General features: G+C 72.8%; 21 protein-coding genes. 13 read left to right on the top strand and 8 right to left on the bottom strand.

Features of this window, described 5'->3' with window-relative positions:
* Positions 1–4: 4 nt before the first annotated feature.
* Positions 5–1,672 (bottom strand): hydrogenase maturation protein, encoded by a 1,668-nt coding sequence (locus tag ACIBCM_RS04755; RefSeq protein WP_399240206.1) that lies wholly within the window; start codon positions 1,670–1,672, stop codon positions 5–7.
* Between the two features lie 180 nt (positions 1,673–1,852).
* Between ACIBCM_RS04755 and hypA the strand changes: the two genes are divergently transcribed.
* The 6 genes from hypA to hypE all read left to right on the top strand — a co-directional run bounded on the left by hypA (position 1,853) and on the right by hypE (position 8,169).
* Positions 1,853–2,266, top strand: a complete 414-nt coding sequence (gene hypA, locus ACIBCM_RS04760; protein WP_399240209.1) for a hydrogenase maturation nickel metallochaperone HypA — start codon at positions 1,853–1,855, stop codon at positions 2,264–2,266.
* Positions 2,250–3,221: a hydrogenase nickel incorporation protein HypB gene (gene hypB, locus ACIBCM_RS04765; RefSeq protein WP_399240211.1), complete on the top strand. Its 972-nt coding sequence runs from the start codon at positions 2,250–2,252 to the stop codon at positions 3,219–3,221. The genes hypA and hypB overlap by 17 nt, the downstream gene beginning before the upstream one ends.
* Entirely contained in the window at positions 3,218–5,674 is a 2,457-nt protein-coding gene (gene hypF / locus ACIBCM_RS04770) for a carbamoyltransferase HypF (protein ID WP_399240213.1), read from the top strand. Before hypB ends, hypF begins: the two co-directional genes overlap by 4 nt.
* Complete coding sequence (locus ACIBCM_RS04775) at positions 5,644–5,958, top strand: HypC/HybG/HupF family hydrogenase formation chaperone (protein ID WP_399240215.1); 315 nt, start codon at positions 5,644–5,646, stop codon at positions 5,956–5,958. Before hypF ends, ACIBCM_RS04775 begins: the two co-directional genes overlap by 31 nt.
* On the top strand, positions 5,955–7,091 hold the full coding sequence (hypD, locus tag ACIBCM_RS04780; protein WP_399240218.1) for a hydrogenase formation protein HypD: 1,137 nt from the start codon (positions 5,955–5,957) through the stop codon (positions 7,089–7,091). The genes ACIBCM_RS04775 and hypD overlap by 4 nt, the downstream gene beginning before the upstream one ends.
* A gap of 88 nt (positions 7,092–7,179) precedes the next feature.
* Positions 7,180–8,169, top strand: coding sequence for a hydrogenase expression/formation protein HypE (hypE, locus tag ACIBCM_RS04785; RefSeq protein ID WP_399240791.1), 990 nt, complete (start codon positions 7,180–7,182; stop codon positions 8,167–8,169).
* Between the two features lie 283 nt (positions 8,170–8,452).
* Here the strand turns inward: hypE and ACIBCM_RS04790 are convergent, their stop codons facing one another.
* On the bottom strand, positions 8,453–8,686 hold the full coding sequence (locus ACIBCM_RS04790; RefSeq protein ID WP_399240220.1) for a hypothetical protein: 234 nt from the start codon (positions 8,684–8,686) through the stop codon (positions 8,453–8,455).
* Positions 8,687–8,969: 283 nt separating this feature from the next.
* Here ACIBCM_RS04790 and ACIBCM_RS04795 point away from each other — a divergent pair, with 283 nt between their 5' ends.
* The gene (locus tag ACIBCM_RS04795) at positions 8,970–11,693 is read left to right on the top strand and encodes a WD40 repeat domain-containing protein (RefSeq protein WP_399240222.1); all 2,724 of its coding nucleotides are present in this window, start codon (positions 8,970–8,972) and stop codon (positions 11,691–11,693) included.
* Between the two features lie 7 nt (positions 11,694–11,700).
* Here the strand turns inward: ACIBCM_RS04795 and ACIBCM_RS04800 are convergent, their stop codons facing one another.
* Together ACIBCM_RS04800 and ACIBCM_RS04805 are read right to left on the bottom strand one after the other, a co-directional pair.
* Positions 11,701–13,236, bottom strand: a complete 1,536-nt coding sequence (locus ACIBCM_RS04800; protein WP_399240224.1) for an amino acid permease — start codon at positions 13,234–13,236, stop codon at positions 11,701–11,703.
* Positions 13,237–13,434: 198 nt separating this feature from the next.
* Complete coding sequence (locus tag ACIBCM_RS04805) at positions 13,435–14,430, bottom strand: hypothetical protein (protein ID WP_399240226.1); 996 nt, start codon at positions 14,428–14,430, stop codon at positions 13,435–13,437.
* Positions 14,431–15,105: 675 nt separating this feature from the next.
* Here ACIBCM_RS04805 and ACIBCM_RS04810 point away from each other — a divergent pair.
* The 3 genes from ACIBCM_RS04810 (at position 15,106) to ACIBCM_RS04820 (ending at position 17,854) form a co-directional block, all read left to right on the top strand.
* Positions 15,106–16,599, top strand: coding sequence for an AlkA N-terminal domain-containing protein (locus ACIBCM_RS04810; protein ID WP_399240228.1), 1,494 nt, complete (start codon positions 15,106–15,108; stop codon positions 16,597–16,599).
* Between the two features lie 125 nt (positions 16,600–16,724).
* Positions 16,725–17,435: a 2OG-Fe(II) oxygenase gene (locus tag ACIBCM_RS04815; RefSeq protein ID WP_399240230.1), complete on the top strand. Its 711-nt coding sequence runs from the start codon at positions 16,725–16,727 to the stop codon at positions 17,433–17,435.
* 197 nt (positions 17,436–17,632) lie between these two features.
* Complete coding sequence (locus ACIBCM_RS04820; protein WP_399240232.1) at positions 17,633–17,854, top strand: hypothetical protein; 222 nt, start codon at positions 17,633–17,635, stop codon at positions 17,852–17,854.
* 509 nt (positions 17,855–18,363) lie between these two features.
* Here ACIBCM_RS04820 and ACIBCM_RS04825 read toward each other — a convergent pair.
* On the bottom strand, positions 18,364–19,044 hold the full coding sequence (locus ACIBCM_RS04825) for a hypothetical protein (protein ID WP_399240234.1): 681 nt from the start codon (positions 19,042–19,044) through the stop codon (positions 18,364–18,366).
* A gap of 63 nt (positions 19,045–19,107) precedes the next feature.
* On the opposite strand from ACIBCM_RS04825, the gene ACIBCM_RS04830 reads away from it, so the two are divergent.
* Both ACIBCM_RS04830 and ACIBCM_RS04835 read left to right on the top strand, forming a co-directional pair.
* Positions 19,108–19,869 carry a polysaccharide pyruvyl transferase family protein gene (locus ACIBCM_RS04830; RefSeq protein WP_399240236.1) on the top strand — a complete coding sequence of 254 codons (762 nt, stop codon included), beginning with the start codon at positions 19,108–19,110 and terminating at the stop codon, positions 19,867–19,869.
* Positions 19,857–20,675: an aspartyl/asparaginyl beta-hydroxylase domain-containing protein gene (locus tag ACIBCM_RS04835; protein WP_399240238.1), complete on the top strand. Its 819-nt coding sequence runs from the start codon at positions 19,857–19,859 to the stop codon at positions 20,673–20,675. The genes ACIBCM_RS04830 and ACIBCM_RS04835 overlap by 13 nt, the downstream gene beginning before the upstream one ends.
* 5 nt (positions 20,676–20,680) lie before the next feature.
* Here ACIBCM_RS04835 and ACIBCM_RS04840 read toward each other — a convergent pair whose 3' ends face one another.
* Together ACIBCM_RS04840 and ACIBCM_RS04845 are read right to left on the bottom strand one after the other, a co-directional pair.
* The gene (locus tag ACIBCM_RS04840) at positions 20,681–22,897 is read right to left on the bottom strand and encodes a sulfotransferase family protein (protein WP_399240240.1); all 2,217 of its coding nucleotides are present in this window, start codon (positions 22,895–22,897) and stop codon (positions 20,681–20,683) included.
* A 161-nt stretch (positions 22,898–23,058) separates the two neighbouring features.
* On the bottom strand, positions 23,059–24,420 hold the full coding sequence (locus ACIBCM_RS04845; RefSeq protein ID WP_399240243.1) for a 2OG-Fe(II) oxygenase: 1,362 nt from the start codon (positions 24,418–24,420) through the stop codon (positions 23,059–23,061).
* A gap of 76 nt (positions 24,421–24,496) precedes the next feature.
* Between ACIBCM_RS04845 and ACIBCM_RS04850 the strand changes: the two genes are divergently transcribed.
* Positions 24,497–25,420, top strand: a complete 924-nt coding sequence (locus tag ACIBCM_RS04850; protein WP_399240245.1) for a glycosyltransferase — start codon at positions 24,497–24,499, stop codon at positions 25,418–25,420.
* Here the strand turns inward: ACIBCM_RS04850 and ACIBCM_RS04855 are convergent.
* Positions 25,371–26,231, bottom strand: a complete 861-nt coding sequence (locus ACIBCM_RS04855) for a hypothetical protein (protein WP_399240247.1) — start codon at positions 26,229–26,231, stop codon at positions 25,371–25,373. The two genes, ACIBCM_RS04850 and ACIBCM_RS04855, sit on opposite strands and share 50 nt — an antisense overlap.
* Positions 26,232–26,658: the final 427 nt, after the last annotated feature.

Consider the following 26,658-nt stretch of genomic DNA (forward strand, 5'->3'; position numbering starts at 1 on the left):
GTCCTCAGCGGGCCGGCCGGGGCAGCTTGCGCACGAACGCCGACCTCAGGGCGTGGTACGAGGCCCCAGGGTCGAAGAACGTCCGCCGCATCCGCTCCAGTTCCTCCTCGCGGTACGCGCTCAGCGGCCGGGCCAGCTCATCGCTCTCCCGCCGGGCCTTCTTACGGCCCACGGCCGTCCTCAGACGGGCCGAGGAGGCCAGCGCCTGCGCCGATCGAGTGGTTTCGGCTGCGAAGTCACCCGCCTCGCACTCCAGGACCCGGTCCACCAGACCCAGACGCAGTGCCGCCGCCGCTCCCACCGGCTGGGCGTCGTCCGTCAGACGCAGCGCGGTCGCCTCCCCCACCCGGCGCGGCAGGGTGTACGTCCAGTACTCCGAGCCGTACAGCCCCATCAGCCGGTAGTGCGGATTGAGCACCGTGCCCGAGCGGCACCACACCTCGTCCGCGGCCAGCGCCAGCATCGCGCCGCCCGCCGCCGCGTTGCCCGCGAGCGCCGCCACGACCAGCCGGTCGGTCGTGGTGAGAACAGCCTCGACCAGATCGTCGATGGCGTTGATGCACTCCCAGGACTCGGCGGCGGGATCCGCGGCGGCCTCGATCACCCCGAGGTGGATCCCGTTCGAGAAGAAGTCCCTGGCTCCGCCGAGCACCAGCACATCGGTCGGGCGGGTCAGCGCGAACCGGTAGGCCGACAGCAGCCGGCGGCACTGCGCGGTGGTCATCGCGCCGCCGGGGAAGGAGAACCGCAGAAATCCCGCGGCGCCTCCCTCCGTATAGCGGATGTCGGTCCAGGTCCGGGGGCCGGCACCCGCCATCCACGGCTCCGGCACCTCGGGCACCTGCGCCGGAAGCCGCTCGCCCAGGGCCTGGACCGCCGGGAGCCTGACGGTCGGCGGGCCGCCCGCCTCCCGCCGCGGCCGCAGCTCCGGAATCCACACGGCCCCGTCCGCGGTCGCCCGGCAGATCGCGCCCTTGCGGGTGGCGAGCAGTTCCCCGGGGCGGCCCCTCAGACCGTCCTCCCGATGCCCCCCGCACAGGAACATCTCCTCGCCCAGAAGAGTGTCGAGCACGCCCGGCCGGGAGTCGGCCGCACGCAGTCTGCGCAGCACCTGCGCCGTCGAGTCGGCCGACCAGTCGATACGCCGTTCCCGCTGGCCGAGCCGGGGACGCAGCGCGGCAGGATACGGCGGAGCGTACGGAACGAAGCACCCGGAGGAGAACCGGTCGACGGCCGAACACACCGCGCGTACGGCGGCGTCGGAGATCTCGCCCCGGTAGACGTCGCTCTTGCCCGTGCCCGGCAGCACACAGTCGGACGACGCCCACACCGGGCCCGCGTCCAGCTCCTCCACCGCCTGGAGGACCGTCACACCCCACCGGCTGCGGCCCTCCTGGATCGCCCGGTCGAGGGAGGAGGGACCCCGGTCGCCGGGTGGCCCCGGATGCACGATCAGACAGGTGTGGCGGGACCACACGGAGCGCGGAAGGGCACTGGTGAGCATCGGGGCGATCACCAGATCGGGGGTGTGCCGGTCCACGGCGTCGGCGCTCACTCCACCACTGCCCGGGGGGACCACCTCGACGGCTACCGCGTGCCCCCGCTCCCGCAGCTCGCACTGGATCCGCTGGGTGAGGCTGTTGAAGGCGCTGGAGACCAGCAGCACACGCATGATGACTCCCTTGGGTCCCCGGGTGAGACGGGCGCGGGGGGCGTCCGGAGGGACCGAGACTGGCGGTCCGGCGGGCCCGGAACCTGCTGGACGCGCCGGTGTTGGGCCGATGGATGGAAATGCGGGGCGGGCCGGTCCGCCGTCGTCACCGTCGCGCCGCGGGCTGTCACTGTGGGGCCCGTGCACGAACTGTCGATCGCGTCCGCGGTCGTGGAGAAGGCGGAGCGGACGGCCCGGGACCACGGTGCCACGTCCGTGGACGCCGTGGTCCTGCGGATCGGGGAACTGGCCGGGGTCGTTCCGGATGCGCTGCGGTTCTCGTTCGGCCTCGTGACCGAGGGCACCCTGCTCGCGGGTGCCGAGCTGGTCGTCGAGGAAGTCGCCGCGCGTGCCTGGTGCGAGAGCTGCGAGGACGCCTTCGGCGTCGGTTCGCCGCCCGCGCTGCTGTGCCCGCGATGCGACCGCGCGGCCGTACGGGTCCTCAGCGGCCGGGAGCTGGAACTCGTCGCCGTAAGCCTTCCGGACAACCCGGTGTGTCCGGCCGAGCCCGGGGCGCCGGGTACCGAGAGGACAACCGATGTGCCGCAGTGTTGATGTACGCCAGGCGGTCCTGGCGAAGAACGACGTCCTCGCCTCGGAACTGAGGGCCGAACTGGCGCGGCGGAGAACCGTCGCCGTCAATCTGATGTCCAGCCCGGGCAGCGGGAAGACGGCCCTGCTGGAGGGCGTTCTGCGGACGGCCGTCCGCCGGGGCATCCCGGCCGCCGCGCTCACCGCCGACCTCGCCACCGAGAACGACGCCCGCAGGCTCGCCCGTTCGGGTGCCCCGGTCAGACAGGTACTCACCGGAGGACTGTGCCATCTCGAAGCGGCCCAGGTACGCGGGCATGTGGACGCGTGGCTGCCCGACGGGGTGCGCCTGCTCTGCATCGAGAACGTGGGCAACCTCGTGTGTCCGGCCTCCTACGACCTCGGGGAGACCCTCAGGATCGCCCTGATGTCGGTGACCGAGGGCGAGGACAAGCCGGTCAAGTACCCGACCGCGTTCGGGCAGGCCCATCTCGTCGTACTGACCAAGACCGATCTGAGCCTTGCGGCCGGGTTCGACGAGGAGGCGTTCCGCCGTCATGTCGCCGAGGTCAACCCGGGGGTGGAGGTGCTTCCCACCTCTGCCCGTACGGGCCTGGGCGTCGACGCCCTCGTCGACCGGATGCAGTCCGTGCTGGACGGGTCCGTTCCGCACCGGCCGCTGCTGGCGGCCGAGCACCTGAGCGTGCACATTTACTCCCACCCGTCCGGTCACCCGCATCCCTCCCGCCACTCCCGCCCGACCGGAAACCCTGGCCCGTCCGACCACACACATCCGTCCGGGCACCCCAGTCCGTCCAGTCACACCCACCCGGCTGATCACACCCACCCGTCCGGTCACCCCGATCCGTCGGAACACGCTCACCCGTCCGCTCACCCCCACGCCGCCGGGAACGACGATCCGTCGGAACACCCCCATCAGGCCCGCCCCCACGAGACATCCGCCCCCCGCCCGGCATGACCGTGGACACCGGCCCGCGCGGCCCGGCCCCGGGAGCGGTGCGACGCCGGATCACCGTCCGGGGCACCGTCCAGGGCGTGGGATTCCGGCCCTTCGTGCACCGGGTCGCCGAGGAACTGGGCCTGACCGGCTTCGTCCGCAACGGCCCGGGCGGGGTGATCGCCGAGGCGGAAGGCCCCCCGGCGGGCATCGACGCCCTCTGCTTCCGTCTGGCACACCATCCGCCTCCGCTCGCCCGTGTCGGTGAGGTCACCTGGGAGCCAGTGGCCGCGAGGGGCGGCGCCGGATTCCTCATCGTCGCGTCCCAGGGCACCGGTCAGGGGCCGGAGCGTACCGCCCTGCCACCGGACACGGCCATCTGCGCCCAGTGCCTCGCCGAGTTGACGGAACCCCGGGACCGGCGCCATCGCCACCCGTTCATCAACTGCACCCACTGCGGGCCCCGGTTCACAATCGCGACCGGACTGCCCTACGACCGCGACACCACCACCATGGGCGTGTTCCCCATGTGCCCGGCCTGCCGCACGGAGTACGAGGATCCCCGGGACCGGCGCTTTCACGCCCAGCCGGTCGCCTGCCCCGACTGCGGCCCCCGGCTGAGGCTGAGCGGCCCCGGAGACCACGGGGACCACAGGGACCACGGGGACGTCGTGGATCACGGCGACGACGCCGTGCTGCGGGCCCGCGCACTGCTGGCCCGGGGCGCGATCCTGGCGGTCAAGAGCCTGGGCGGGTACCACCTCGTGTGCGACGCCGGGGACGAGGTCGCCGTACGCGCCCTGCGGTCGCGCAAGGAGCGCGGCGGCAAACCCTTCGCCGTGATGTGCCGCGACCTGGAGAGTGCCGGGAGCATCGCCCGGCTCGGGGAGGCGGAGCGCGCCGTGCTCACGGGCCCCCGGCGGCCCGTCGTCCTGCTGCCCCGGAATCCCGGCGGCCCGCTCGCCGCCGGTGTCTGCCCGGGGAGCCCGCACGTCGGGCTGATGCTGCCGTACACCCCCCTGCACCATCTCCTCCTCGGCCTCGACCAGGACCCCGCCGGACCCCGGATCCTGGTCATGACCAGCGGCAACCGCTCCGGCGAGCCGATCGTGACCGATGACGTCCGGGCGCGCGGGACACTGGCCGGCATCGCGGACGCCTGGCTCTGGTACGACCGGGAGATCGCCGTCGGCTGCGACGACTCCGTCGTCCGCGTCCGCCGGGACGGAACGACCGTGGTGCTGCGTAGATCGCGCGGCTACACACCCGACCCCCTGCCCCTGCCCGTGCCGGTCCCGCGGGTGCTCGCCCTCGGCGGCGATCTGAAGAACACCCGGTGTTCGGGAGCCGGGCGCGAGGCGTGGTTCACCCCCCACATCGGCGATCTGGCCGAGCTCGCCACCGAACGCGCCGCCGACCGTGCCGAGAGACGGATGGCGCATCTGACCGGTGCCACCCCGGAGGTCCTCGCGGCCGATCTGCACCCCGGCTACCGCTCCACGGGACTCGCCGCGCGGCGCGCCTCGGACGACGGCCTGCCCCTGTACCTCGTCCAGCACCACCACGCGCACATCGCCTCCCTGATGGCACAGCACGGACTGGACGGCACACGGCCCGTGATCGGGGTCGCGTTCGACGGGACCGGCTACGGCACGGACGGGGCGATCTGGGGCGGTGAGGTGCTCCTCGCGGACTACCACCGCTTCGAACGGGCGGCCCACCTCGCCTACGTCCCCCTTCCCGGCGGTGACGCGGGCGTGGCCAACCCCTGCCGGATGGCCCTCGCGCATCTGCGCCGCGCCGGCCTTCCCTGGGGCGGGGAACTGCCCTGCGCCAGGGCGTGCTCACCCGCGGAACTGCGCAATCTGCGCCGCCAGCTGGAGCGGGGGCTCGCCTGTGTCCCCACGTCCAGCATGGGGCGGCTCTTCGACGCCGTCTCCTCGCTCGCCGGTATCTGCCACCGCGCCGGATACGAGGCCCAGGCGGCCCTGGAGCTGGAGGCGGCGGCCGGACCGGCCCGCGAGGCCGGCCGGGAGGAGCCGTACGCCCTCCGGCTGGCGGCGGCCGGCGGCGGGGCCCCGCTGACCATGGATCCCGCACCGGTCCTGGCCGCGATCGTCCGCGATCTGGGCCGGGGGGTGCCCGCCGCGCTGATCGCCGCACGGTTCCACGCGGGGGTCGCGCTCACCGTGGCCCAGGTCTGCCGCCGCGTCCGGCTGCGGACCGGTACCGGGACCGTCGGGCTGACCGGCGGGGTGTTCGCCAACGACCTGCTGGAGTCCCACTGCACGGAGCTGCTGGAGTCCGACGGCTTCACCGTGCTGCGCCACCACGAGGTACCGCCCGGCGACGGGGGACTCGCCCTGGGCCAGCTGGCCGTCGCGGCGGCGCGGCACCGCGCCGGCGAAGAGCCCGCACCACTCGCGGAAGAACGGAGTACACCGTGTGCCTCGCAGTGCCCGGAAAAATCGTAGCCACCCAGGAGCACGAGGGCAGACGCATGGGTGACGTCGACTTCGGCGGCGTCGTGAAGCAGGTCTGCCTCTCGTACGTACCGGAGGCCGGGACCGGTGACTATGTGATCGTCCATGTGGGATTCGCCCTGCGCCGCCTCGACGAGGAGTCCGCCCTCGCGTCGCTGCGGCTCTTCGAGGAACTCGGCCTGCTGGAGGAGGAGTTCGGCGACCCGTGGAGCAGAGCGGCCGACGAGGCCGGCGTGATCGACGAGGCCGGCCTGATCAGGGAGAAGCGCTCATGAAGTACATCGACGAGTTCAACGACCCCGCCCTCGCGCGGCGGCTGATCGACGAGATCCACGCCGTGGCGGTCACCGGCCCCTGGGCCATGATGGAGGTGTGCGGGGGCCAGACCCACTCCATCATCCGCCACGGAATCGACCAGCTCCTGCCGGACACCGTCGAACTCATCCACGGCCCCGGCTGCCCCGTCTGCGTCACACCGCTGGAGATGATCGACAGGGCTCTGGAGATCGCGTCCCGCCCCGAGGTGATCTTCTGCTCCTTCGGCGACATGCTCCGGGTCCCCGGCACCGGCCGGGACCTCTTCCAGGTCCGCGGCTGCGGCGGCGACGTCCGGGTGGTGTACTCCCCGATGGACGCCCTCGAACTCGCCCGGCGCCATCCGGACCGTCAGGTCGTCTTCTTCGGCATCGGATTCGAGACCACCGCCCCCGCCAACGCGATGGCCGTCCACGAGGCCCGCCGCCTCGGCGTCGCCAACTTCAGCCTGCTGGTCTCGCACGTGCGCGTGCCCCCGGCCGTGGAAGCGGTCATGGAGGCGCCCGACTGCCGGGTGCAGGCCTTCCTCGCCGCCGGACATGTGTGCAGCGTCATGGGTACGGCGGAGTACCCCCGCCTCGCCGAGCGCTACCGCGTCCCCATCGTCGTCACCGGATTCGAGCCGCTGGACATCCTCGAAGGCATCCGCCGCACGGTCCTCCAGCTCGAACGCGGCGAACACCGTGTGGAGAACGCCTACGAACGCGCCGTCCACGCCGACGGCAACCCCGCCGCGCTCCGGATGATCGACGAGGTCTTCGAGGTCACCGACCGCTCCTGGCGGGGCATCGGCGTGATCCCGGAGAGCGGCTGGCGGCTCTCCCCCGCGTACCGCGCCTTCGACGCGGAGCTCCGCTTCGACGTGACCGGTGTGCGCACGGCGGAGCCGGCGGCCTGCCGGAGCGGCGAGGTGCTCCAGGGGCTGATCAAACCCCGCCAGTGCGAGGCGTTCGGCACCGAATGCACTCCCCGTACCCCGCTGGGGGCCACGATGGTCTCCAACGAGGGTGCCTGCGCCGCCTACTACCTCTACCGCCGCCTCGAAGCGGGCGCCCGGTCCGCGACCCGGGGGGAGACGATCACCCTTGTCTGACACCGGCACCACCACCCGTACGGCCCCCGTCGTCGACCCAGCGGCCTGGTCGTGTCCCGCGCCCCTGCGGGACCACCCCAGGATCGTCATGGGGCACGGTGGCGGCGGGGCGCTCTCCGCCGAACTGATCCGCCATCTCTTCGTCCCCGCCTACGGCAACGACATCCTGGAGGCGTACGGCGACAGCGCCGTCCTGCCGCCCACCGGATCGCGGATCGCCTTCTCCACCGACTCCTATGTGGTGCGGCCGCTGTTCTTCCCCGGCGGCAGCATCGGCGATCTGGCCGTCAACGGCACGGTCAACGACCTCGCCATGAGCGGCGCCGAACCGACCCACCTCTCCTGCGCCTTCATCCTCGAAGAGGGGGTGGAGCTGGAGGTGGTGGACAGGGTGGCACGGGCGGTGGGAGCGGCCGCGGCCGCCGCCGGCGTCCGGATCGTGACCGGCGACACCAAGGTGGTGGAGGCGGGCCACGGCGACGGCGTCTACATCACCACCTCGGGGGTCGGATATGTGCCGAACGGCGTGGACATCAGACCGCAGCGGGCCCGCCCCGGCGATGTGGTCATCGTCAGCGGACCCATCGGCATGCACGGAATCGCGATCATGAGTGTGCGGGAGGGCCTGGAGTTCGGGGTCGACGTCGTCAGCGACACCGCGCCGCTCCACGGCCTCGTGGGGGCCATGCTGGCCGTCACTGGGGACGTACACGTGCTGCGCGACCCCACCCGGGGCGGCCTCGGCACCGCGCTCCATGAGATCGCCTCGGCCTCGGGCACCGGCATCGTCGTCCGGGAACGGGCGGTCCCCGTCCCCGAACCGGTCGCCAACGCCTGTGGATTCCTCGGCCTGGACCCGCTCCATGTGGCCAACGAAGGCCGTCTGGTGGCCCTTGTCGCCCGGGAGGACGCCGAGGCGGTTCTCGCGGCGATGAGAGAGCACCCGCACGGTACGGGCTCCGCGGTGATCGGGGAGTGCGTGGCCGAACACCCGGGCATGGTCGTCGCGCGGACCGGCCTCGGCGGCACCCGGATCATCGACCTTCCCCTCGGGGAACAACTGCCGCGTATCTGCTGAGAGTTACAGGGCGGACCGGCCCTGGTGACCCGGACCGGGGCGAGGCGGGCCCGGAGCAGGGCCGGGAACGGGAACGGGGCCGTGTGTATGCACCGGGGTGGGCGCGCTCGGCTCCGCGCGGCAGCGCTGGGCCGGGCCCCCGGGGCGTACCGGGGGTACGCCACGCCGGGGAGGGCCCTTGGCGGCCCTCCCGTCAGGACTCCCGTCCTCCCTCCAGGCTCCCGCCCGCGCCGGGGCCACCGCCGCTGGCGCCCCCGCCCGGGGCATGCGCCTCCCCCGGCGGTCACGGACCCCGGCGGTCCTCGGTCACCACCGGTTGCAGCCGGGCCACCAGCCGGAAGAACTCGGCTTCGTTACCCGCCATGCCCAGCGCGTCCAGTGCCTGGTCCGCCTCCGCGATCGGTGCTGTGAGCAGAGGGGGCGCCGTCAGGGGACGGCGGCTGTCGTCGAGGACGGCCCGGGTGGCGCTGAGCAGCCGGACGTACGCCTGCGCCGCAGCGAGTTCGAGATCGGTCATATCGGCTTCCCCCTCGGTGAGGTGTCGGACCGTCAAGCATCTCGCGTGCCACTGACAACCGGTCTCCGGGACATCGGAGCCGGTGGGGGGACACCGGAACGGAATGAGCGGCGGCGGGACCGAGCCCGGTTCCGGTTCCGAGCGTGTCCGCTTCCCGGCCCCGGGAGGGTCCTCCGGTCCCGACCCGGTGATAACCCGATTCCGCGAGTGCGGCCGCCATCCTCTGCCACACTCTGCCGCACAACATTCACCGTACGCGGAATGCGAGTTCCCCTTGTCGAACGTGAGCGGTCCCTCAGCCGCGGACTGTCTGAGCGCCAACGTCATGAAGCAGATCGAGCGGCTCGGCGGCCGTCTGCCCGATGGCTTCCGGCCCCGGGACCGGTCCGTGTCCACGCCCGCCGGCGAGCACGACCTGCCGCCCGCCGTCCAGGCCCTGCTCGCGGTGGAATGGCCCCCGGGTCAGGGTCTGTGCACCGACGACGAGTTCCGGTGGACGGTACACCTGCCGTCGGACTGCGAGGTGGGGCGCCTGGTGGTCGAGGACGAGCCGAGGGCCTGGTACGCCATCGGCTGGGACGAGGGCCAGTGGTACTGGCTCGTCGACCTCGCCGAGGCGGACCGCGACGACTTCCCCGCGTACCGCGTCGACCACGACGGGAGCGACGAGGCCGGCGACGGGCGATGGCTGTCGTCCGTGCTGGGCGGGCTGCGGGTGGTGACCGACCGTATCGTCTTCCCCAGCGCCATCAGAGCCGGGGAAGCCTCCGCCGCAGACGGCGGTGTCCCGGCAGACGCCCTGGTCACCGACGCCAACGCCCTGGTGAACACCGACCCGCTCACGCTGTTGCCACTGCTGGAGCGGGTGACGACCGACCGGGGCCGGCTGGCCGCGGCCGTGTACCGGACCTCGACGGCACAGCACCGCGACGCCGACCCGGAGACCCGGCGGCAGATTCTCGCCCTGGACGCGGCGCGGCACGGTGCGCTCGAACTGTCCCGGGACCTCGCCCAGGTACCGGTTCCGGGTACGTCCGCGCCGGACTGGACGATCGGATGGACCACCGGGTCGACGGTCGACCGCAGGCTGCTGTCGCGGTTGAACGTCGGGGGCCCGCAGGCGATCGCGGAGGTGCAGGGCCGGACCGTGGTCGCGACCGTGAAGGGCTGGACGCTCCATGTGCACGATCTGACCAGCGCGGAAAGCCTCGTCGAGGCCCACCTGGACGGCGATCAGGAGTTCGCGGCACTCGCGCTGGCGGAACTCGACGGACGGTGGATCGCGGTCACGGGCAGCAGTTGTCCCGGCTGCAATGACCATGACGCGTGCATGGGTCAGATCCGGCGGTGGAACCTCGCCGACGGCAATCCGATCGCTGATCCGGTGGACGCGCACCTCCGGTCCGTGGACGCCCTGGCCGTGACCCGGATCGACGGCAGGCCGGTCGTTCTGAGCGGCGGACGCGACTGCATGCTGCGCATATGGGACCTGCGGACCGACGAGCCGGTGGGTACGCCGTCGATCGGTCACCACGATGAGTCGGAGTACAGAGGCATCGACGCCGTGGCCGTCGGTGAGCTGGACGGGCGGCCGATCGCGGTCACCGGGGGCCGGGACGGTGCCGCGCGGGTGTGGGATCTGTCCGAGGGCGGAACTCCGGGAATGATCCTCACCGCGAACGCCGACTACCTTCTGGAGGACGTCGGTATCGACTCCGTGAGCCTCGGTGAGCTGGACGGCCTGCCTGTTGCCGTGACCAGCGGCGACGACGATGTACGGCTGTGGGACCTGCGGAGCGGGCAGCAGCTCGGCCCCGTGGTGGCGGACCACTGCCGGGGTTCCGGTCTGGCCGAGATCGAAGGCCGGCTCGTCGTGGCCACCGTCGACTTCCACGGCTGGGTACGGGTGCGGGACCTGCGCACCCGGGAGGAACGCGGGTCCAGGGTCAACGTCTTCACAGGAGACCGGCGCACCGTCAGCGCCCTGACCGTGGTGCGGGCGCTCGGACGTGTGGTGGCCGTGGTTCCCGACTACGAGGCGACCGCTGTCGTCGACCTGCGCTCCGATGCCCCCGGCGCGGTTCCCGCCGGCCATACGGACACCGTCGACGCGCTCACCGTCGACGGCCTTGACGGTTCGCCGGTCGTCGTCACGGGCAGCGAGGACGGCACCGCACGGATCTGGAACCTGGACGACGGCACTCCCGTGTGCCCACCGCTGTCCGGTCATTCGGTCCATGCCGAAGCGGTGGCGACGGCGCGCGTCGGAGGCCGCTCGACCGTGCTGACCAGCGATGGCGACACCCTTCGGGTGTGGGACCCGGCGACGGGTGAACTGTCGCGCGAGATCGAGGCGATCAGGGCCGAGGACGGCCACCAGGTGCTGTCGCTGGCCACCGGGTACGTGAACGGCCGGGCCCTGGCGGTCACCGCAGGTTACGACCGCCGCGTACTGACCTGGGACCTGGAGGACGCGGCACGCGCGGACCACCCGCCGCTCATCATGCAGGAAAAGTACCTGCCCTCGGTGGCGACCGCCGAGGTGGACGGGCGGCAGCTCGCCCTGGTCGTGGACGGCAAGAAAGTCCGGGTGCTGGACCCGGCGACCGGTGAGCAACTGCGCACCCTCTATCACACGTCCCGTGTTGGCGCGGTCGTCACCGGGTCGGGGCAACGTGTGATCGCCCTGACGACGACGTACTCGAACCTGAACGTCTGGGACGTGGCCACCGGAAAACGGGACGGCACGCTCGCCACCGGTGACAGCGTCAAGGCCATGGCCCTCGCGGACATCGACGGGCGCCTCATCGCCGCAACCGCCGGATACGACCGCATCGTGCGTACCTGGGACCTCGAGGAGGGACGTCCGTACCACGCGGCGCTGACGTTTCCCGAAGAAGTGAACCGCGTCGCCGTCACCGGCCGGGGCCACCTGGTCGTCGCCTACGGCTCGGACGTGGCCGTCTTCCGCCCCCGGACCGGGAACCGGACCGAGGGCCTGCCGTAGTAGTCCCTCAGACGATCTGGTCGGTGAGTTCCGCCCGCTCACGGGCGGATCCGTACGCCTGCGGGGTGCCGTAGCAGCGGCGTGCCGCGAACCACCAGACGGTCGCCAGCGTCAGCACCGCGACCAGTGCGATCAGGGAGTAGTTCATGGTGCCCACGGTCATCGGGCTCGACTGCGGCAGCAGGAACAGCACCGTCACGACGGCCACCCAGATCACCGCGATCCAGCCGATCGGCTTGCTCCAGCGGCCGAGGTGCCACGGTCCCGGCTGGAAGCGGTCCCCGGCGCGCAGTTTCAGATAGACCGGGATCGCGTACGCGGGGGTGATACCGATGACATTGATCGCGGTCACCGCTCCGTAGGCGGTCGACGAGTAGAGCGACGGCACGGCGAGCAGTCCGGCGAAGCCGACCGAGAGCCATACCGCCGGCACGGGGGTCTGCGTCCTGCGGCTGACCCTGCGCCACAGGGAGGAGAACGGCAGCGCGTTGTCACGGCTGAACGCGAAGACCATCCGGCTGGCCGCCGCGACCTCCGCGTTGCCGCAGAACAACTGCGCCACGATGACCACCAGCAGCAGCGCCGCCGCCCCGCCCGTGCCGACCGCGTCGAGGAGGATCTGGGCGGGCGGCACCCCTGTCGCGGAAGCCACGGTCCGCGTGTAGTCCTGGATGGCGAAGGTCAGCCCCAGGAGCAGGGCGAACCCGGCGATCCAGGACACCCAGATCGCGCGGACGATGCCACGGGCGGCGGAGACGGACGCATTGGACGTCTCCTCCGACAGATGCGCGGAGGCGTCGTAACCGGAGAAGGTGTACTGGGCGAGCAGCAGCCCGATTGCGGCGACATAGAGGGGGTTCTCCCAGCCGGTGCCGTTCACGAACTCGGTGAAGACGAACGCGGGGGACTGGTGGCTCTTCGGGACGACGGCGAGCGTGCCGACGATCAGCGCCACGCCGCCGAGGTGCCACCACACGCTGAACGAGTTCAGCGTGCTGACCAGTTTCACCCCGAAGAGATTCAGAGTCGCGTGCAGCAGCAGAATGCCGGCGAACAGGAGCATCGTCCCGCCAGGGGTGGGCACGATGCCCCACTGGAAGTGGAGGAACGCTCCGGTGAACAGGGCGGCTCCGTAGTCGATGGCGGCGATCGCACCCAGCAGTCCCAGCAGATTGAGCCAGCCCGTGTACCAGCCCCATCTTCGTCCGCCGAGCCGGTCCGCCATGTAGTACAGCGCGCCCGAGGTCGGATACGCGCTGGTCACCTCGGCCAGCGCCATGCCGACGCACAGGACCATCAGCCCGACGCCGAGCCAGCCCCACAGCATCACCGCCGGGCCACCGGTGATCATGCCGAAGCCGTACAGGGTCATACACCCGGAGAGGACCGAGATCACGGAGAAACTGATGGCGAAGTTGCCGAAGCCTCCCATCCGGCGGGCCAGCACGGGCTGATAGCCGAGTTCGCGCAGTCTCTCCTCCTCGTCGAGGACCGGCTCCGGTACGGGCTCCGGGTCCGGCCGGCCGGGCGGGGACAGGGACATGAAGACGCCTCTCGGGAACGGTGGGCGGGTGGTCGGCGGGTGTCGCTGGGTCGTAGCGCGGTCGTAGCGGGATGGCGGTCGGCGGGTGTCACGGGTCACGGCGGGCGGGTACTCGGCGGGTGTCGTGGGTGGCGGCGGGGTCCCGTGCACCGTAGCGAGGCCGCGGGCCGGGGCGGGCGGTGGGCCCTGCGGGCGGGGTCAGTAGCCGGCGTCGCGCGCGGCGGTGTAGCACCGGTTCCGGGCACGCAGAAAGACCTCCTCCGCCCGCCCCGGATCGTCGGGACTCCGGGAGCGGTACTGCCAGGGCGGAGGGGTGTAGTACGGCCCCAGTACGGCGAACACCCGGGTCGCCTCGATGAACCGGCCCGCCCCCCACAGGGCGTGGGCCAGATGGTTGAGGTCCAGCAGCGAGGCGTCGTCCCCGGTCGTGTGGTCGAACCAGCCCTCCAGCGCGAGCTGTGCCTCCCGTCCGGCGTCCCCGGTCACCCAGTGCAGATCGAGCGCCCGCTCATGGCCCTTCTCGCGGCGGTAGCGCTCCACGCGGACATAGAGCGGCAGCGCCAGCAGCGGCGACCCCGCGGGCGCGGAGGCCGCGGCCCACTGGGCGAAGTTGACGGCGTCCGACAGATGACCGCCGGACTTGCGCCCGTACACGAACTGGAGCATCCGGTGGTACGCCTCGCGGTTGTACGGATCGCGCTTGTGGGCCTCCGCCAGCAGACCCCACGGTCCCGGGAACAGCATCGGACCGGGCGGCACCTGCCGGTGCTCCTCCAGCCGCTGCTTCACATCGAGCTGCGCCAGGGCCAGCAGGCATATCCAGGGCACCGGGTCGTCGGGCCGGTTCCCGGCCGCCACCCGGCACGCCTCCCACGCCTCGTGCCACAGCTCCTGCGTACGCCGGTGGTCGTCGCGGTGCGCCCGCAGCGCGCGCTCGACCGCGACCCGGCACTGCATGACGATCGCGGAGAGGGAGTCGGGCTCCTCCGCACGCCAGGCCTTCACCGTGTCCGAGCCCGCGGCGACGGCCCCGAGCACCTGCGTCCGCCGGGTCCACACGTCCCAGGCGTCGGTGGAGTCCAGCAGATTCCGCATCGACAACCACCGCCCGGCACGTAAATCCTGCATGGCGGTCCGCAGTTCACTGTCATGGCCCGCGGGGTGGTAGACCGGGCGGAACTGATCCTGGGCCATCAGCCGGCCGCCGCGCCCGGGGGCCCGGGGCGGCGTGAATGTCTGAAAGTCGTCAACATAGGGCCTCTTGAGGTAGAGGGGCTGATGGTGCGGACGCTGCAGGTGGAAGCCCTGTTCCACCCATGGCCGCGGGCCGATCCTACTCAACCGGACCATGGCGATAAGAAGCTGAACCGACTCGATCACTGGCTGATACGGGGCCTACCGTCCAGGACGCTCCGCCGGCGGACGGCCCGCCGGTTCTCCGCGGGGCCGTGCGGTCACCGGTCGCACGGGGCGTTCGCCGTGGTTTCCCGGGTGCGGAGGGCCACGGGGAGTGCACGGGCTGCCCCGGTGCGTTCCGGCTCCGGCGCCGTCCGCTTCCCCTGGGCGCCGTGGCCCGGGTCCTCGTACGAAAGGCCGGGTCGGGCTCCGACCGCTCTCCACTCCCGTACCGGACGGCTCGCCGAGCGCCGTTCCGTTCATGGAGTCCCGCGGATCTCCGGGTCCCGGCTCTCCGCGGCTCCGCCCGCGGTGCGCGGCCCGGTCCGCCCCGCTTCCCCGCCGACCCGATGGGTGCCCCACGTCGTTGCGGAGGTCCGGCCCGTGCGCCGCCGGGGATCCGGCCCGTACCCGCCGAATGCCGTGTCCGATTTCCGCCAGCATCGCCCGCCCCGGCCTGCACATACTGGCCGCATGACCATCCAGGACAGCAGATACGAGGCGGTGACCAGCAGAGACGCCCGGTTCGACGGAGTGTTCTTCTTCGCGGTGGCGACGACCGGTATCTACTGTCGGCCCAGTTGCCCCGCGATCACCCCCAAGCGCGAGAACGTGAGCTTCTACCGGACCGCGGCCGCCGCCCAGGGCGCGGGCTTCCGCGCCTGCCGCCGCTGCCGGCCCGACGCCGTGCCCGGATCCGCCGAGTGGAACGCCCGCGCCGATGTCGTGGGCCGGGCCATGCGGCTGATCGGTGACGGAATCGTGGACCGGGAGGGCGTGGCGGGACTCGCCGACCGGCTGGGCTACAGCGCTCGCCAGGTCCAGCGCCAGCTCAACGCGGAACTCGGCGCGGGCCCCATCGCCCTCGCCCGTGCCCAGCGCGGCCACACCGCGCGCGTACTGCTCCAGACGACGACCATGCAGACGGCTGAGATCGCCTTCGCGGCGGGGTTCGCCAGTGTGCGGCAGTTCAACGAGACCATGCGCGCGATCTACGCGGCCACCCCCAGCGAACTGCGTGCCTCACGCCCCGGCCGGCCCGCCCGTTCCGGCCGCAACGCACGCTCCGTCGTGGCGGAGAACGGTCGCGCGGGAGTCCCCCTGCGGCTCGCGCACCGCGGCCCCTACGCCATGGCGGAGATCTTCGACCATCTCGCCGCCCGTGCCCTCCCCGGTGTCGAGGAGATCACCGGGAGCCCCGGCTCCCGGATCTACCGCCGCACCCTGCGGCTGCCCGGCGGGCCCGGGGTGGCCGAGGCCGTCGAGCGGCGGGGAGCGGAGGGCGGCTGGCTGGAGTGCCGGCTCCACCTCACCGACCTGCGGGATCTGACCACGGCCGGTCAGCGGATGCGCCGGCTGTTCGACCTCGACGCCGACCCCCGCGCCGTGGCCGAACGCCTCGGCGCCGACCCGGCGCTGGCCCCGCTCGTCGCCGCCCGCCCCGGGCTGCGTGTGCCGGGCGCCGCCGACCCGCACGAGACGGCCGTACGCGCCGTGCTCGGCGGCCAGGAGCCCCCGGCGCGGGGACGGTCGCTCGGCGCCGCGCTGATCGCCGCCCACGGAGAACCCCTGAGCGAGCCCAGCGGCGGCCTCACCCATCTCTTCCCCGGCGCCGACACTCTCGCCGGGGCGCCCCTGACCGGGCTCGGGCTGCCGCGCGAGCGACGGGACACCCTGCGCATCCTCGCCAACGCCCTCGCGGACGGAACCGTTCACCTCGACCCCGGAGCCGACCGCGAGGAGACCGAACGCCGGCTCCTCGCGCTCCCCGGTATCGGCCCCCGGACCGCCGGTTACATCCGTATGCGGGCCCTCGGTGATCCCGATGTCCGGCTCATCGGGGACCTCGCCGTCGAGGACGGAATGCGCCGCGCGGGCGCGACGGCCGCGGGCGCCGGCAACTGGCGGCCCTGGAGTTCGTACGCCATGCACCACTTCCGGGCCGTGAGCCGCAACGCCGGGCCCTGATCCGGCGGGCCGCCCACCAGGGCCGGTCCCGGACCGGTGACGCATCCGCGCCCTGCCGGCCGGAACGGCTTCCGTACGGCGAACGGCGAACGACGAACGACGAACAAGCATCTCGGGAACCCCTCATGACCACGAAGACAGGACCGCTGCCCGATATCGACTGGACCGCCCTCGCCGAGGAGATCGACGCGTACGGCTGTGCCCGAACACCGCAGCTCCTCAGCCCCGCCGAGTGCCGCGCGATCGCCGGGCTGTACGACGACCACGAACGCTTCCGGTCCACCGTCGACATGGCCCGGCACCGCTTCGGCTCCGGGCAGTACCGCTACTTCGCGGAGCCCCTGCCCGATGTCGTACGGGAACTGCGGGCCGCGTTCTACCCCCGGCTGCTCCCGATCGCCCGGGACTGGGCCGGGCGGCTGGGCCGTCCGGCGCCCTGGCCCGACGACCTCGGCGAGTGGCTGGAGATCTGCCACCGGGCAGGCCAGTCCAGGTCCGCGCAGATTCTGCTGCGCTACGGGCCGGGGGACTGGAACGCCCTGCACCGGGACCTCTTCGGGGACGCCGTCTTCCCGCTCCAGGTCGTCATCGGTCTCGATCGGCCCGGAAGCGACTACACCGGCGGAGAGTTCCTGCTGGTCGAACAGCGTCCACGGGCCCAGTCCCGCGGCACCGCGACAGCCCTCCCCCAGGGCCACGGCCTGGTCTTCACCACCCGGGACCGCCCGGTCCGCTCGGCGCGCGGCTGGTCGGCGTCACCCGTACGCCATGGGGTGAGCACCGTACGCGCGGGGCGGCGGCACACCCTGGGCCTGGTCTTCCATGACGCCTCCTGACCCCGCACCCGTCCCATGTCCCCGCTCCCGCCCCTGACTTGAGGGCGCAGATCCGCGAAAGACCCGGGAGCCGGGGCGGCCCGATTCCATCGCCGCGGGAGTTGCTTCCGGCCACAGCCGTCCTCGCGGTTCAAGGCGCGAAAGGGCTCGGGCACGGCCGAACGGCCGAATCGCCGCCATAGGCTTAAGATCCGGCCATGGCTGAAATTGAACTCACCGATGAGCTGGTGGCGCTTGAGCGCGCGGCGCTGAAGGCCCGCGAGGAGGCCATGTCGGGGACGTACTCGACCGAGACCTGGAGGCCCTGGCTGACGGCGTCGATCGCGGCCCAGACGGCGATCACCGAACACGCCAGGCAGACCGGACAGAACCGTGTCGACGTGGAGATGGCGGTGAAGCGGGCGGCACGCGAGACCTGAGCGGTGCGGGCGGGCTGTCTCGGTCAGGCCCGCCGACTGCCCCGTGTCCGCCGGCCCGCCGGACATCGCCGGTCGGCTCGGGGACCGGCCTTCGGCCGGCGGCCGGGAAGCGTCCGCCGGGCGGCGGCCAACACTCCGGCCCCGGCCGGCCCGGAACCCGTAGGAAACCTGCCGGTCGGCCGGCCCGGAACTGCTCGCCGGTGCGCCAGGAAGGCGCCGGTTGCTCACCGGGCCTTCGCGCTGCCGTCGTCACCGCCTCGTCATCTGCCTCGACGACGGCGTGGGCGACGGCGTGGGCGACCGCGCGGGGCGGCCCGCCGGGGCCCGCCACCCCGGCGGACGGACCCCGGCACGGCATCGGACCCGGAGGTGCCGCGATGGTGGCCCCGGCAGACGGCCGGGGCATGGCGCCGGTCCCGGACGTACGGTGACGGTGATGGTGACACCGGCCGGCCCGCTGTCCTCGCCGTGACCGGCCGCCCCGTTCACGGGCCGCACCCTGCGGACCTTCACGGCCGCACTCCGGGGCGGCCCGAGACGATCAGATCGAGTTCCCGCCGCAGGGCCGCGTCGATACCGCCCCTGCTCCAGTACCAGCCGCACAGCCGGGGAACGTCCGGGCCACCGGCGTCGTACCAGGTGAACGACGCCCGGTGGGCCGCATGGGCATGGGCGCCCAGCACATTGAACTCGGAGAAGCCGCCCGGTGGACACCGCGTCACATACCGGTCGAGGGGCGTGCCGTGAAGCTCCAGGGCCAGCGCGCGTACCTCCGGATACAGCCGGCGGGGGTAACTGAAGGGCGGCTGCTGCATAAAGTCGAAGGCGACCGGCCGGCGGAGGAAGCGCTCCGTCGGGGCGAGCCATGGCCGGTGCCTCCCGAGGTCGGCGACCGGCCTGCGGACCATCCAGGGGCGGCCCCCGGCGAGGAGATCCACGGGGGAGACGGGCCGGGTGAACACGACGTCGGAGTCCACATGGCAGATCAGCCCGGCGCCGGTGAACTCGTCCGCGTACAGCTTGCTGACCTGCTGCCCCAGATAATCGTCCCGGTAGTCGGGGCAGACCTCCAGGCGCACGCCGTCGCCGACCGCCCGGCGTACCACGGCGGATCCGGTACCCGGAGTGACGACGACCACCTCCGCGAAGCCCCGGCACCAGGTCCGGATGGCCGCCAGCGCATAGCGCAACCAGGCGACATCCCCGTGGAAGGTACGGATGAGGATGGCCGTACTGTCGCTACAGTGGGTGACATGGTCGAGGCTGTGCCGGCCTTCTGGTGCCGGGCCCCCAGTCAGGGAAATGTCGGAGACAGGCTCACTCCGTGGCTGATCCGGCGGATCCGCGGCGCCCCGGCGCGCTGGACGGCACCGCACGCGCCCGGCCGCAAGCACTTCGTCACCGGGAGTGTGATCTCCCTGGCCGGTCAGGGAGCCGTCGTCTGGGGTTCCGGCGTGATGAACGACGGTGAGGGCGTCGACCCCCGGGCCGAACTGGCCGCCGTCCGCGGCCCTCTCACCCGGGAGGCCGCACTGCGCTCGGGAGCGTTCTGCCCCCCGGTCTACGGCGACCCGGCCCTGCTGGTACCGAGGTTCCTTCCCCGCGCGGGCCGCCGCAGGGGCAGGATCCCGGCGGTCGTACCGCACTTCGCGGACAAGGCGCGCGCCGGACGGGGCACCCCGGACGGCTGGCAGTTCATCGATGTGCAGCAGAGCGTCGAGGACGTCGTCGAGCGGCTCGTCCGCGCGCCCCTCGTCGCCTCGTCGAGCCTGCACGGCATCATCCTGAGCCACGCCTACGGGACTCCCGCGGTGTGGATCAGCTACCGGGACCTGCCCGGGGGTGACGGGACCAAGTTCCACGACTACTTCCTCTCGGTGGGGGTACCGGTGCCGCCGCCCATCGCGGTCGGCCCGACCGGCAGCGGTCTGGACATGGGGTCGCTCCGCGATTTCGCGACCCTCCCGGGACGGCTCCCCGATCTCGATCTGCTCCTGGACAGATGCCCGTTCTGACGGGCGCCCGGGAGCGGGAACTGCGGGAGGTGCTCCACGGGATCCGGGACGCGAACTACCACCGTCCCGGCATCCGCTGTCTGCGGCTGCTCTCCGCCGACCCGCCCACCCTCGACGCCCTGATCGCCGAGGTCACCCGGCTGCGGGCCCGTCAGCGTCCGTCTCTCCCTGGTGCTCCGGGCCATGTGACGGCGTGGACCGGGCCCCGTGGCCGGGTCGAGCAGTTCAGCCTGCTCAACGCCTCGGGGCGTACCGACGACTTCTCCCGCGACCACGATCTGTCCTGCGCCGGCAAGCGCTTCCACCACGGCGTGCGCCACCCCGCGCTGGCCGCGCTCATCGGATCCCTGCCGCATCTGGTCAACTTCCGTGTGAACGTGCTCGGTCCCGGCGCCGCGCTCGCTCCCCACGAGGAGCACAGCGTCGTCCGCTCGCGTACCGGCGCCGTGGGGATCCGGGCCCGCTTCCATCTGCCGCTGGTCACCCAGCCGGGGGCGACGCTGCTGCTCGACGGGGACGTCCACCATCTGCGGGCCGGCACGGTGTACCTCGTCAACCACGGCTGCGTCCACGCGGCCGAGAACGGCGGCACGGCCGAGCGGATCCATCTGGTGTGGGACATGCTGCTGACGGCCGAGGCGGCGGAGACGATGTTCGGGCGAGGGCCCGCGCCGGCCGGGTTCAGCCGTACCCGGGAGCGGGCCGTGCCGCCCGGGACCACACGCGTGGTGACCCGCTGGGAGCGCATCGCCCCGCACGTCCACGAGTCCGCCGCCCGCGACATCGGCTTTCTGTCGGCCCAGTAGCCGCCTCAGTACAGCGTCCTCGGGAACTCCGCCGGGACGTAGTGGAACAGCAGCGAGGTGTGGGTGCTTCCGGCGGGCAGCGGCGGGCGCCCGTGCGGAACCGCGGTCCCGCGGAAGAACACGGCCTCACCGGGCCGCTGGACGACCGGGACGGTCCCCCGGGCGGTGTCGAGACGCAGCGGCCAGCCGCCCTCGATACCGGGACCCGACTCCCCGAGCAGCAGCGAGACGGTGTACTCGCACTGCTCTCGGTCGACATGGCGGTCGAGGACGGCTCCGCCGCGATAGGCGGAGACATAGGAGTACGAGGGGCGCACGGGCCGTCCGGCGATACGGCTCACCAGCGCCCGGAACTGATGGTGGAAGAAGCGTGACAGGGACTCGTTGTGCCAGCCGTAACGGCCCGTCACCTGGGCGTCCCCGAGTGGCCAGGAGCCGGTCTCGATGAGCTGTTCGTAGTAGTCGAGCAGCGCCGCGCGGTGGAGCGGGGACACCATCCGGCCGATCCGGCACACCTCCGTACACGCGAAGTCCTCGGCGGCCTGGACCAGGGCGGCCTCCGCCAGTGCCGCCCGCCGGGAGCGCTCGTCGGCCGTGCTCAGGGCGCCCGCACCGGCGAGCGCGGCCCGCAGCCGGTCGGGGAAGTCCGGCGGGAGGGGGCGCCCGGGGGTGAGCGAGCGCAGGGGCCAGTAGTCCTCGGAGCGCACCCAGTACGGCGCGAGCGCGCCTGTGCCCGGATCGTCGGTCCACAGGATCGGGCGGTCGGGCAGGAACCGGTCCCGGAACCGGGCGCGCCGCACGAGGGGGAGAGGAATGGTGATCCCGGTCTGGAGCACGACGGCCGGGTCGAGGGTGAGATCCCCGGTGCCGGTGCCGGTGCCGGTGCCGGTGCCGGTGGCTGTGGCTGTGTCGGTGCCGGACATGGGGTGGGCGTCGCCGGCGGGTCCGCTTCCGGTTCCGGGAGCGCCGCCCCCGGTGGTGTCGTCCCCGGCGGTGCCGTCTCCGGTGGTCCCGGTGACCGGGGCCCCGTTGCCGGAGGCGCCGAGGGGCGCGGGCTCCTGACCGGCAGCCGCGTCGCCGAGCCAGCAGACGAAGGCGGGGACCCGGCGGGAGTCCCGGGTGGTGCGGGCGGGCGTGGGGTGTGCGGGGGGTGTGGGGGGCATCGCGATGCGTCCGTTCCTGAGGCGCTGCTGGGTGTCGGCCACGGCGTCGAGCGCCGACGGGTCGAAGCCGGGTGTACGCCGCCACTTGCCGGGCCGCGGCGGGCTGATCGTGGTCGCGGACAGCGGCAGCTCCCGGGCGTGCGCGGCGGCGGGCAGCCCGAGCGCCGTCTCCAGCCACCGCAGGGTCCTCCCGGGCGCACCGCGCAGTTCGGCGTAGTCGACGTCCACGCAGGGCACTTCCGGGTGTCCGGAGCGGGCGTCCAGGACCGCCTCCACCGCGGCGGCCCACTGGCGGGCCGCGACTCGCGAGAGATCCCCGCCGGCCCAGCGCCGCCACCCCGGCGGCAGCAGCAGATGCCAGGCCCGCCGGGACCAGCCGGGCAGATCCGGAATGTTGACGAAACCCGGGCGTGCCCATGCCTCCACCATGCTCGCGACCGTGTCACGCGCGTCCCGGTGCAGGTGGACCACGGTGGCATCCGGGAACAGCCGGAGCAGAAACGGAAGCCGCAGGGAGTTCTCCGGGGTCTTCTCCAGCAGCCGCGGCGGTGTCCCGGAGCCGGGGCACCCCTGCGGCGGCGGTACCCCCGGGCCGGGGCGGTCCGTCCACGCCCGGCCGCGCGCGTCACGCGGCCCGGCGAGGAACCCGGCGAGTACCGCGTCGCCGTGCCGTTCGGCGTGCTCCGCGCCCAGCGCGTGCGAGGCGTAGCCGCACTCCGCGGGATGCAGCCCGGGCACCCCCTCGATCACCCCCTCGCTCTCCCCGCCGACCGTCCACAGCGCGGGATGGCGGGCCAGAGCGTCGAACAGCGCGGTACCGCCCGAGCGCGGCGGCCCGACGATGATCACCGGCGCCGCCGGGGCGCCAGCCGCGACGGCGCGTACCGGTCCCGTCGTCACCGTGCCCAGCCGGCTCAGCGCGGTGTCCCGGCCGGCCGTGAAGGCCCTCGCCGCCTGCTCCGAGGCGAAGAGATAGCGGGCCCGTACACCGTGGGCGTCCGCCGTCACCGCGCGGGCGAGCAGCTCCTCCGCCACGGGGAACGGCGAGTGGTGCGTCACGCGCACCGCCCGCCGTACCAGCCCCGCCGGGAGCGGCACCCGGCCGACGACGGCCCAGGCCGCGATCTCCCGCCCCTTTCGCCCGTTCCGCCCGTCCTGCCTTTCCCGTCCGCCTCTCCTGTCCAGCCGGTCCTGGCCTTCCCACCCGTCCCGCCCGCCGTTCACTGCCGGTGGATCCAGCCGGTGACGCTGAAGCGGCTGTCGCCGAACGCCTTGCTCGGCACCCGGATCGGCAGCACCTCGTGGTCGTGCCGGCTGGGGAAGAACACCGCCAGGTTCGCGCGCGGCACGATGGTCTGGCTGCGGTCCGTCGGGACGATCCGCCCGTCCTCCACGACCGTTTCGAAGACCCGGAGTTCACCGCCGGAGAAGCGGCGCGGCTCGGCGGAGAAGAAGTAGACGAACGACAGCTCACGGGTGTCCCCGCCGTCGGTGTCGCGGTGCATGCCGAAGTAGTCGCGGTCACCGTTCGCGGTCACCTGCAACTCGATACGGCCCAGGGGGAACACCGGATGGTTCAGACGGGCCCGGACCTCCTGGAGCTGCTCCCGGATGCGGTCCGCGAACAGCGACTCGAAGTGGCCGAGCCCGTCGAGGACCAGGCTGCTGCGGATCCGCTCGTCCACCACCGGGGTGTCCGTGCCCCGCCGCTGCACCGAGGCCGCCGCGAACTCCGGCTCCCGGCCCCGTACGTACTCCAGCAGCTCCTTCCGCTCCACCTCGGTGAGGAACTCCCGTACCCCCTGGGCAACTTCCGCCAGCACATCCCGCTCGAACCGTCCCGTGCCCGTCGGGACACCGGCCGGCTTGTTGTAGTGGCCGCCGCGCACCATCTGGGCGATCTCGGAGGGCACGCTGACCCGGTCCCCCGCCCACTCCGCGCGGGAGCCCAGATAGATCGTGCTGTGAAGGGCGGCGTTGAGCTCGAAGACGCGGTCGTCGATGTTTCCCGCGAGTACGTCGACCGTGTCGGTCTCCGCCAGCCCGAGGTTCGCCAGCAGCTCGCCCGCCGGAGCGCGATAGGTGAGATAGCGCGCGGCCTCGGTGAGGAAGACGTCCTCCGTACGCTCGAATCCGACCCGGCGCAGCACCAGGTCTGCCAGCCGGGAGCCCTCGGCGAGGAGATAGTGCACCTCCGCGTTGGGGTCGACGGCCAGGGTCTCCAGGGCCTCCTTGTACAGCGCCGCGCACAGCCCCGTGTTCGTGAGGTCCTCGTCCGCCACATGTACGGGGCTCAGCCCCCAGCAGCCGTCGGAGACCAGATGGGTCTGGAGCACACCGACGACATTGCGCGCGCCCAGGCCCCACGGCGGCCACGGCCTGTCGCGCACCGCCGCGAAGATCTGCGAGTCGCCGTCGGCGAACTGGGGCAGCACGACCTCCTCCATCACATGGGGCGCGTGTGCCCGCCGGAAGAAGCCGTACAGCGCCGCCTTCGCGGTGTCGCTCAGTTCGTCGAAGATCTCGATCCGCGTGCCGCCGTTGCCATCCGTGAAGAAGTCACGTCTGATGGTCTGGGTCATGGGCTCTCCTGTGATGTCACTGTGCCGGGCCCCGGCCTCGGGCGCCGCGGCGGTCTCCGGGTGAAGGGCGTTGTGTGTGGACCTCGCCGCGGGTGCGCCCCTTCTGCGGGTGACCGGGCCGGGCGGCGACGTCCTGCCGTGGGCGCTCGTACGGGCACCGGTCGTCACACACGCTCAGCACACCCGTCTGTCCGAACTGGCCGGTGAGGGCTGCCGGTTCGCGGGCGCCACCAGCCACGGGGGCTTCCCCGGGGCCGGGTACCGCGACGAACGCGACTACGGGCTGCTGTGCGAGGCATGGCTGCACTGCTTCCGCCACCCCGAACGGTTTCTGCCGCCGTACGGTCCCCGCGCCCTGGTGAGCGAGTCCGACTTCACCGACCCCCTGCGCGTGGACCCCGCCCTGGCGGCCGTACCCCCACCGGAACTGCTCGCCGACGTCGTCCATGTCTCCGGCAGCGAGCCCTGGCGGCAGCGGGCGAAGAACTGGCCGCTCGCCGCCCGCTGTCTGAGCCGGCTGGCCCGCGAGACGGGACTGAGGATCCTGGTCGTCGACGCACCGCCCGGCGCCGGGGCGATCGACGGCGTACGGGCCACCGGCCCGCTCCCGTGGCGGCGGCTGCTCGATGTCCTCGCCCATGCGCGGTGTCTGTTCGTCCCCGCCGTCGAGGACGCCTCGCCGAGAGTGCTCGCCGAGGCGCTCTGCCTCGATGTGCCGGTCGTCGTCAACCGGGCCATTCTCGGCGGCTGGCACTACGTCAACCCCTTCACGGGCGTCTTCTTCGACACGGAGGACGACGCCGTGGCGGCGGTGGAACGGGTACTGGCCCGCGGGCAGCGGCCGAGGGCCTGGTTCACCGCGCACCACGGGCCCTTTCGCGCGGGCGCCCGGGTACTCGGGCTGCTGCGTGGCCTGGACGCCTCCCTGCCCGATCTCACCCATGTGCTGCTCACCGCCGACCGGGGCTCGCCGCGACGGCCCGCGTCGGCGACACATTGAGGACCAGCCGGGGTCCGCCCCGCATGGGCGAGCGGTGGATCCAGGTGTCGTGCACCGGGTGCGGTGACCAGTGGCGTGTCACATCGATGTGCCGGAAGTAGACGGTCGTGTCGTCCGGTACGCGGTGGACGCGGGCGCCCGGGCGCAGAAACGAGGGGTTCTCGTCCATGGCGAGCAGCTCGCGGAGCGCCGCCGCCCCCGCGCTGTCCGTACCGGTGTCCCGATCGGCTCCCCCGCCCCCGCCCGCCTTCGTGCGGGCGTCCGCGTTCGTGTACGCGTCCGGGCGGCACACCCCGGCCGCCTGCCGCGACAGCCGCTCACGCCTGCTGAGATACGCGTAGAACTCGGCCATCCCCAGCACATCACCCGACGTCACATACTCGGTCGTCGGGCCGTTGTAGACCCGTACGGCCCCGACGGTGGGGGAGTTCGGCGGCACGGTGTCCACATGGAAGCCGCACCGGCGCGTGGGAGCCTCGGTGAACACCCGTACCAGCACGGGTCCGCCGCCCGCGCCCTGCCGTACCCGGCCGACGATCCCCGCCATGTCGTCCAGGAGCGGGCGGGCCACCGCCGGGGGCGCCTCGGCCAGCGCCGACCGGGCCCAGCCGGTGAAGTCACCGGGTGCGGCGGCCGTCAGAGTCGTACGGGGAATGACCAGCCGGCCCGTCACCACCAGGTCCGCCAGCTCGTCGAGCCAGGGGGGCCGCCCGGCGGGTTCGACCATGAGGGCGCTCACCGAGGGGTCCCCGAACGGTGTGAGGCCGCCGGCCGTCGCGCGCGGCACCCCGGGGGACGACGGTGCGCTCATGTCGCCGTCCCCCGCGGCGCACGGCCTGTTCCCCGCGGCGTACGGCCTGCGGGGAGCGGGGCTTCGTCCGGGAGGTCGGGGGTCACGGACCGCAACGTAGCCAGCCGGAGTGAGGGTTCCCGCCCGACAGGCGCCGGGCCGCCGTGCGAGAACCCGTTCAGCTCAGGTGCCGCACCCGTGCGGAGTCCTGGACCCGGTCGCCCCGGCGCCTCCCCTCCGGGACCGGGGCCCGGGGCCCGGCACTCCGGTCACCCGGGACCGTGGCGGCGCCGACGGTCACCGCGCACTGCGCCGGGCGCTGCCGATACACCCGGTCTCCCGCGACACCCGTTGCGCGATGCCCTCCGCCCGTGACGACGATCCCGGGGCCGTACGGCAGCGCCCCCGCCAGAAGTGGGCGGCCGCACGGGGGCGTCGTATTCTGGTG

Source organism: Streptomyces sp. NPDC051018 (assembly GCF_044456085.1).
Classification (GTDB): domain Bacteria; phylum Actinomycetota; class Actinomycetes; order Streptomycetales; family Streptomycetaceae; genus Streptomyces.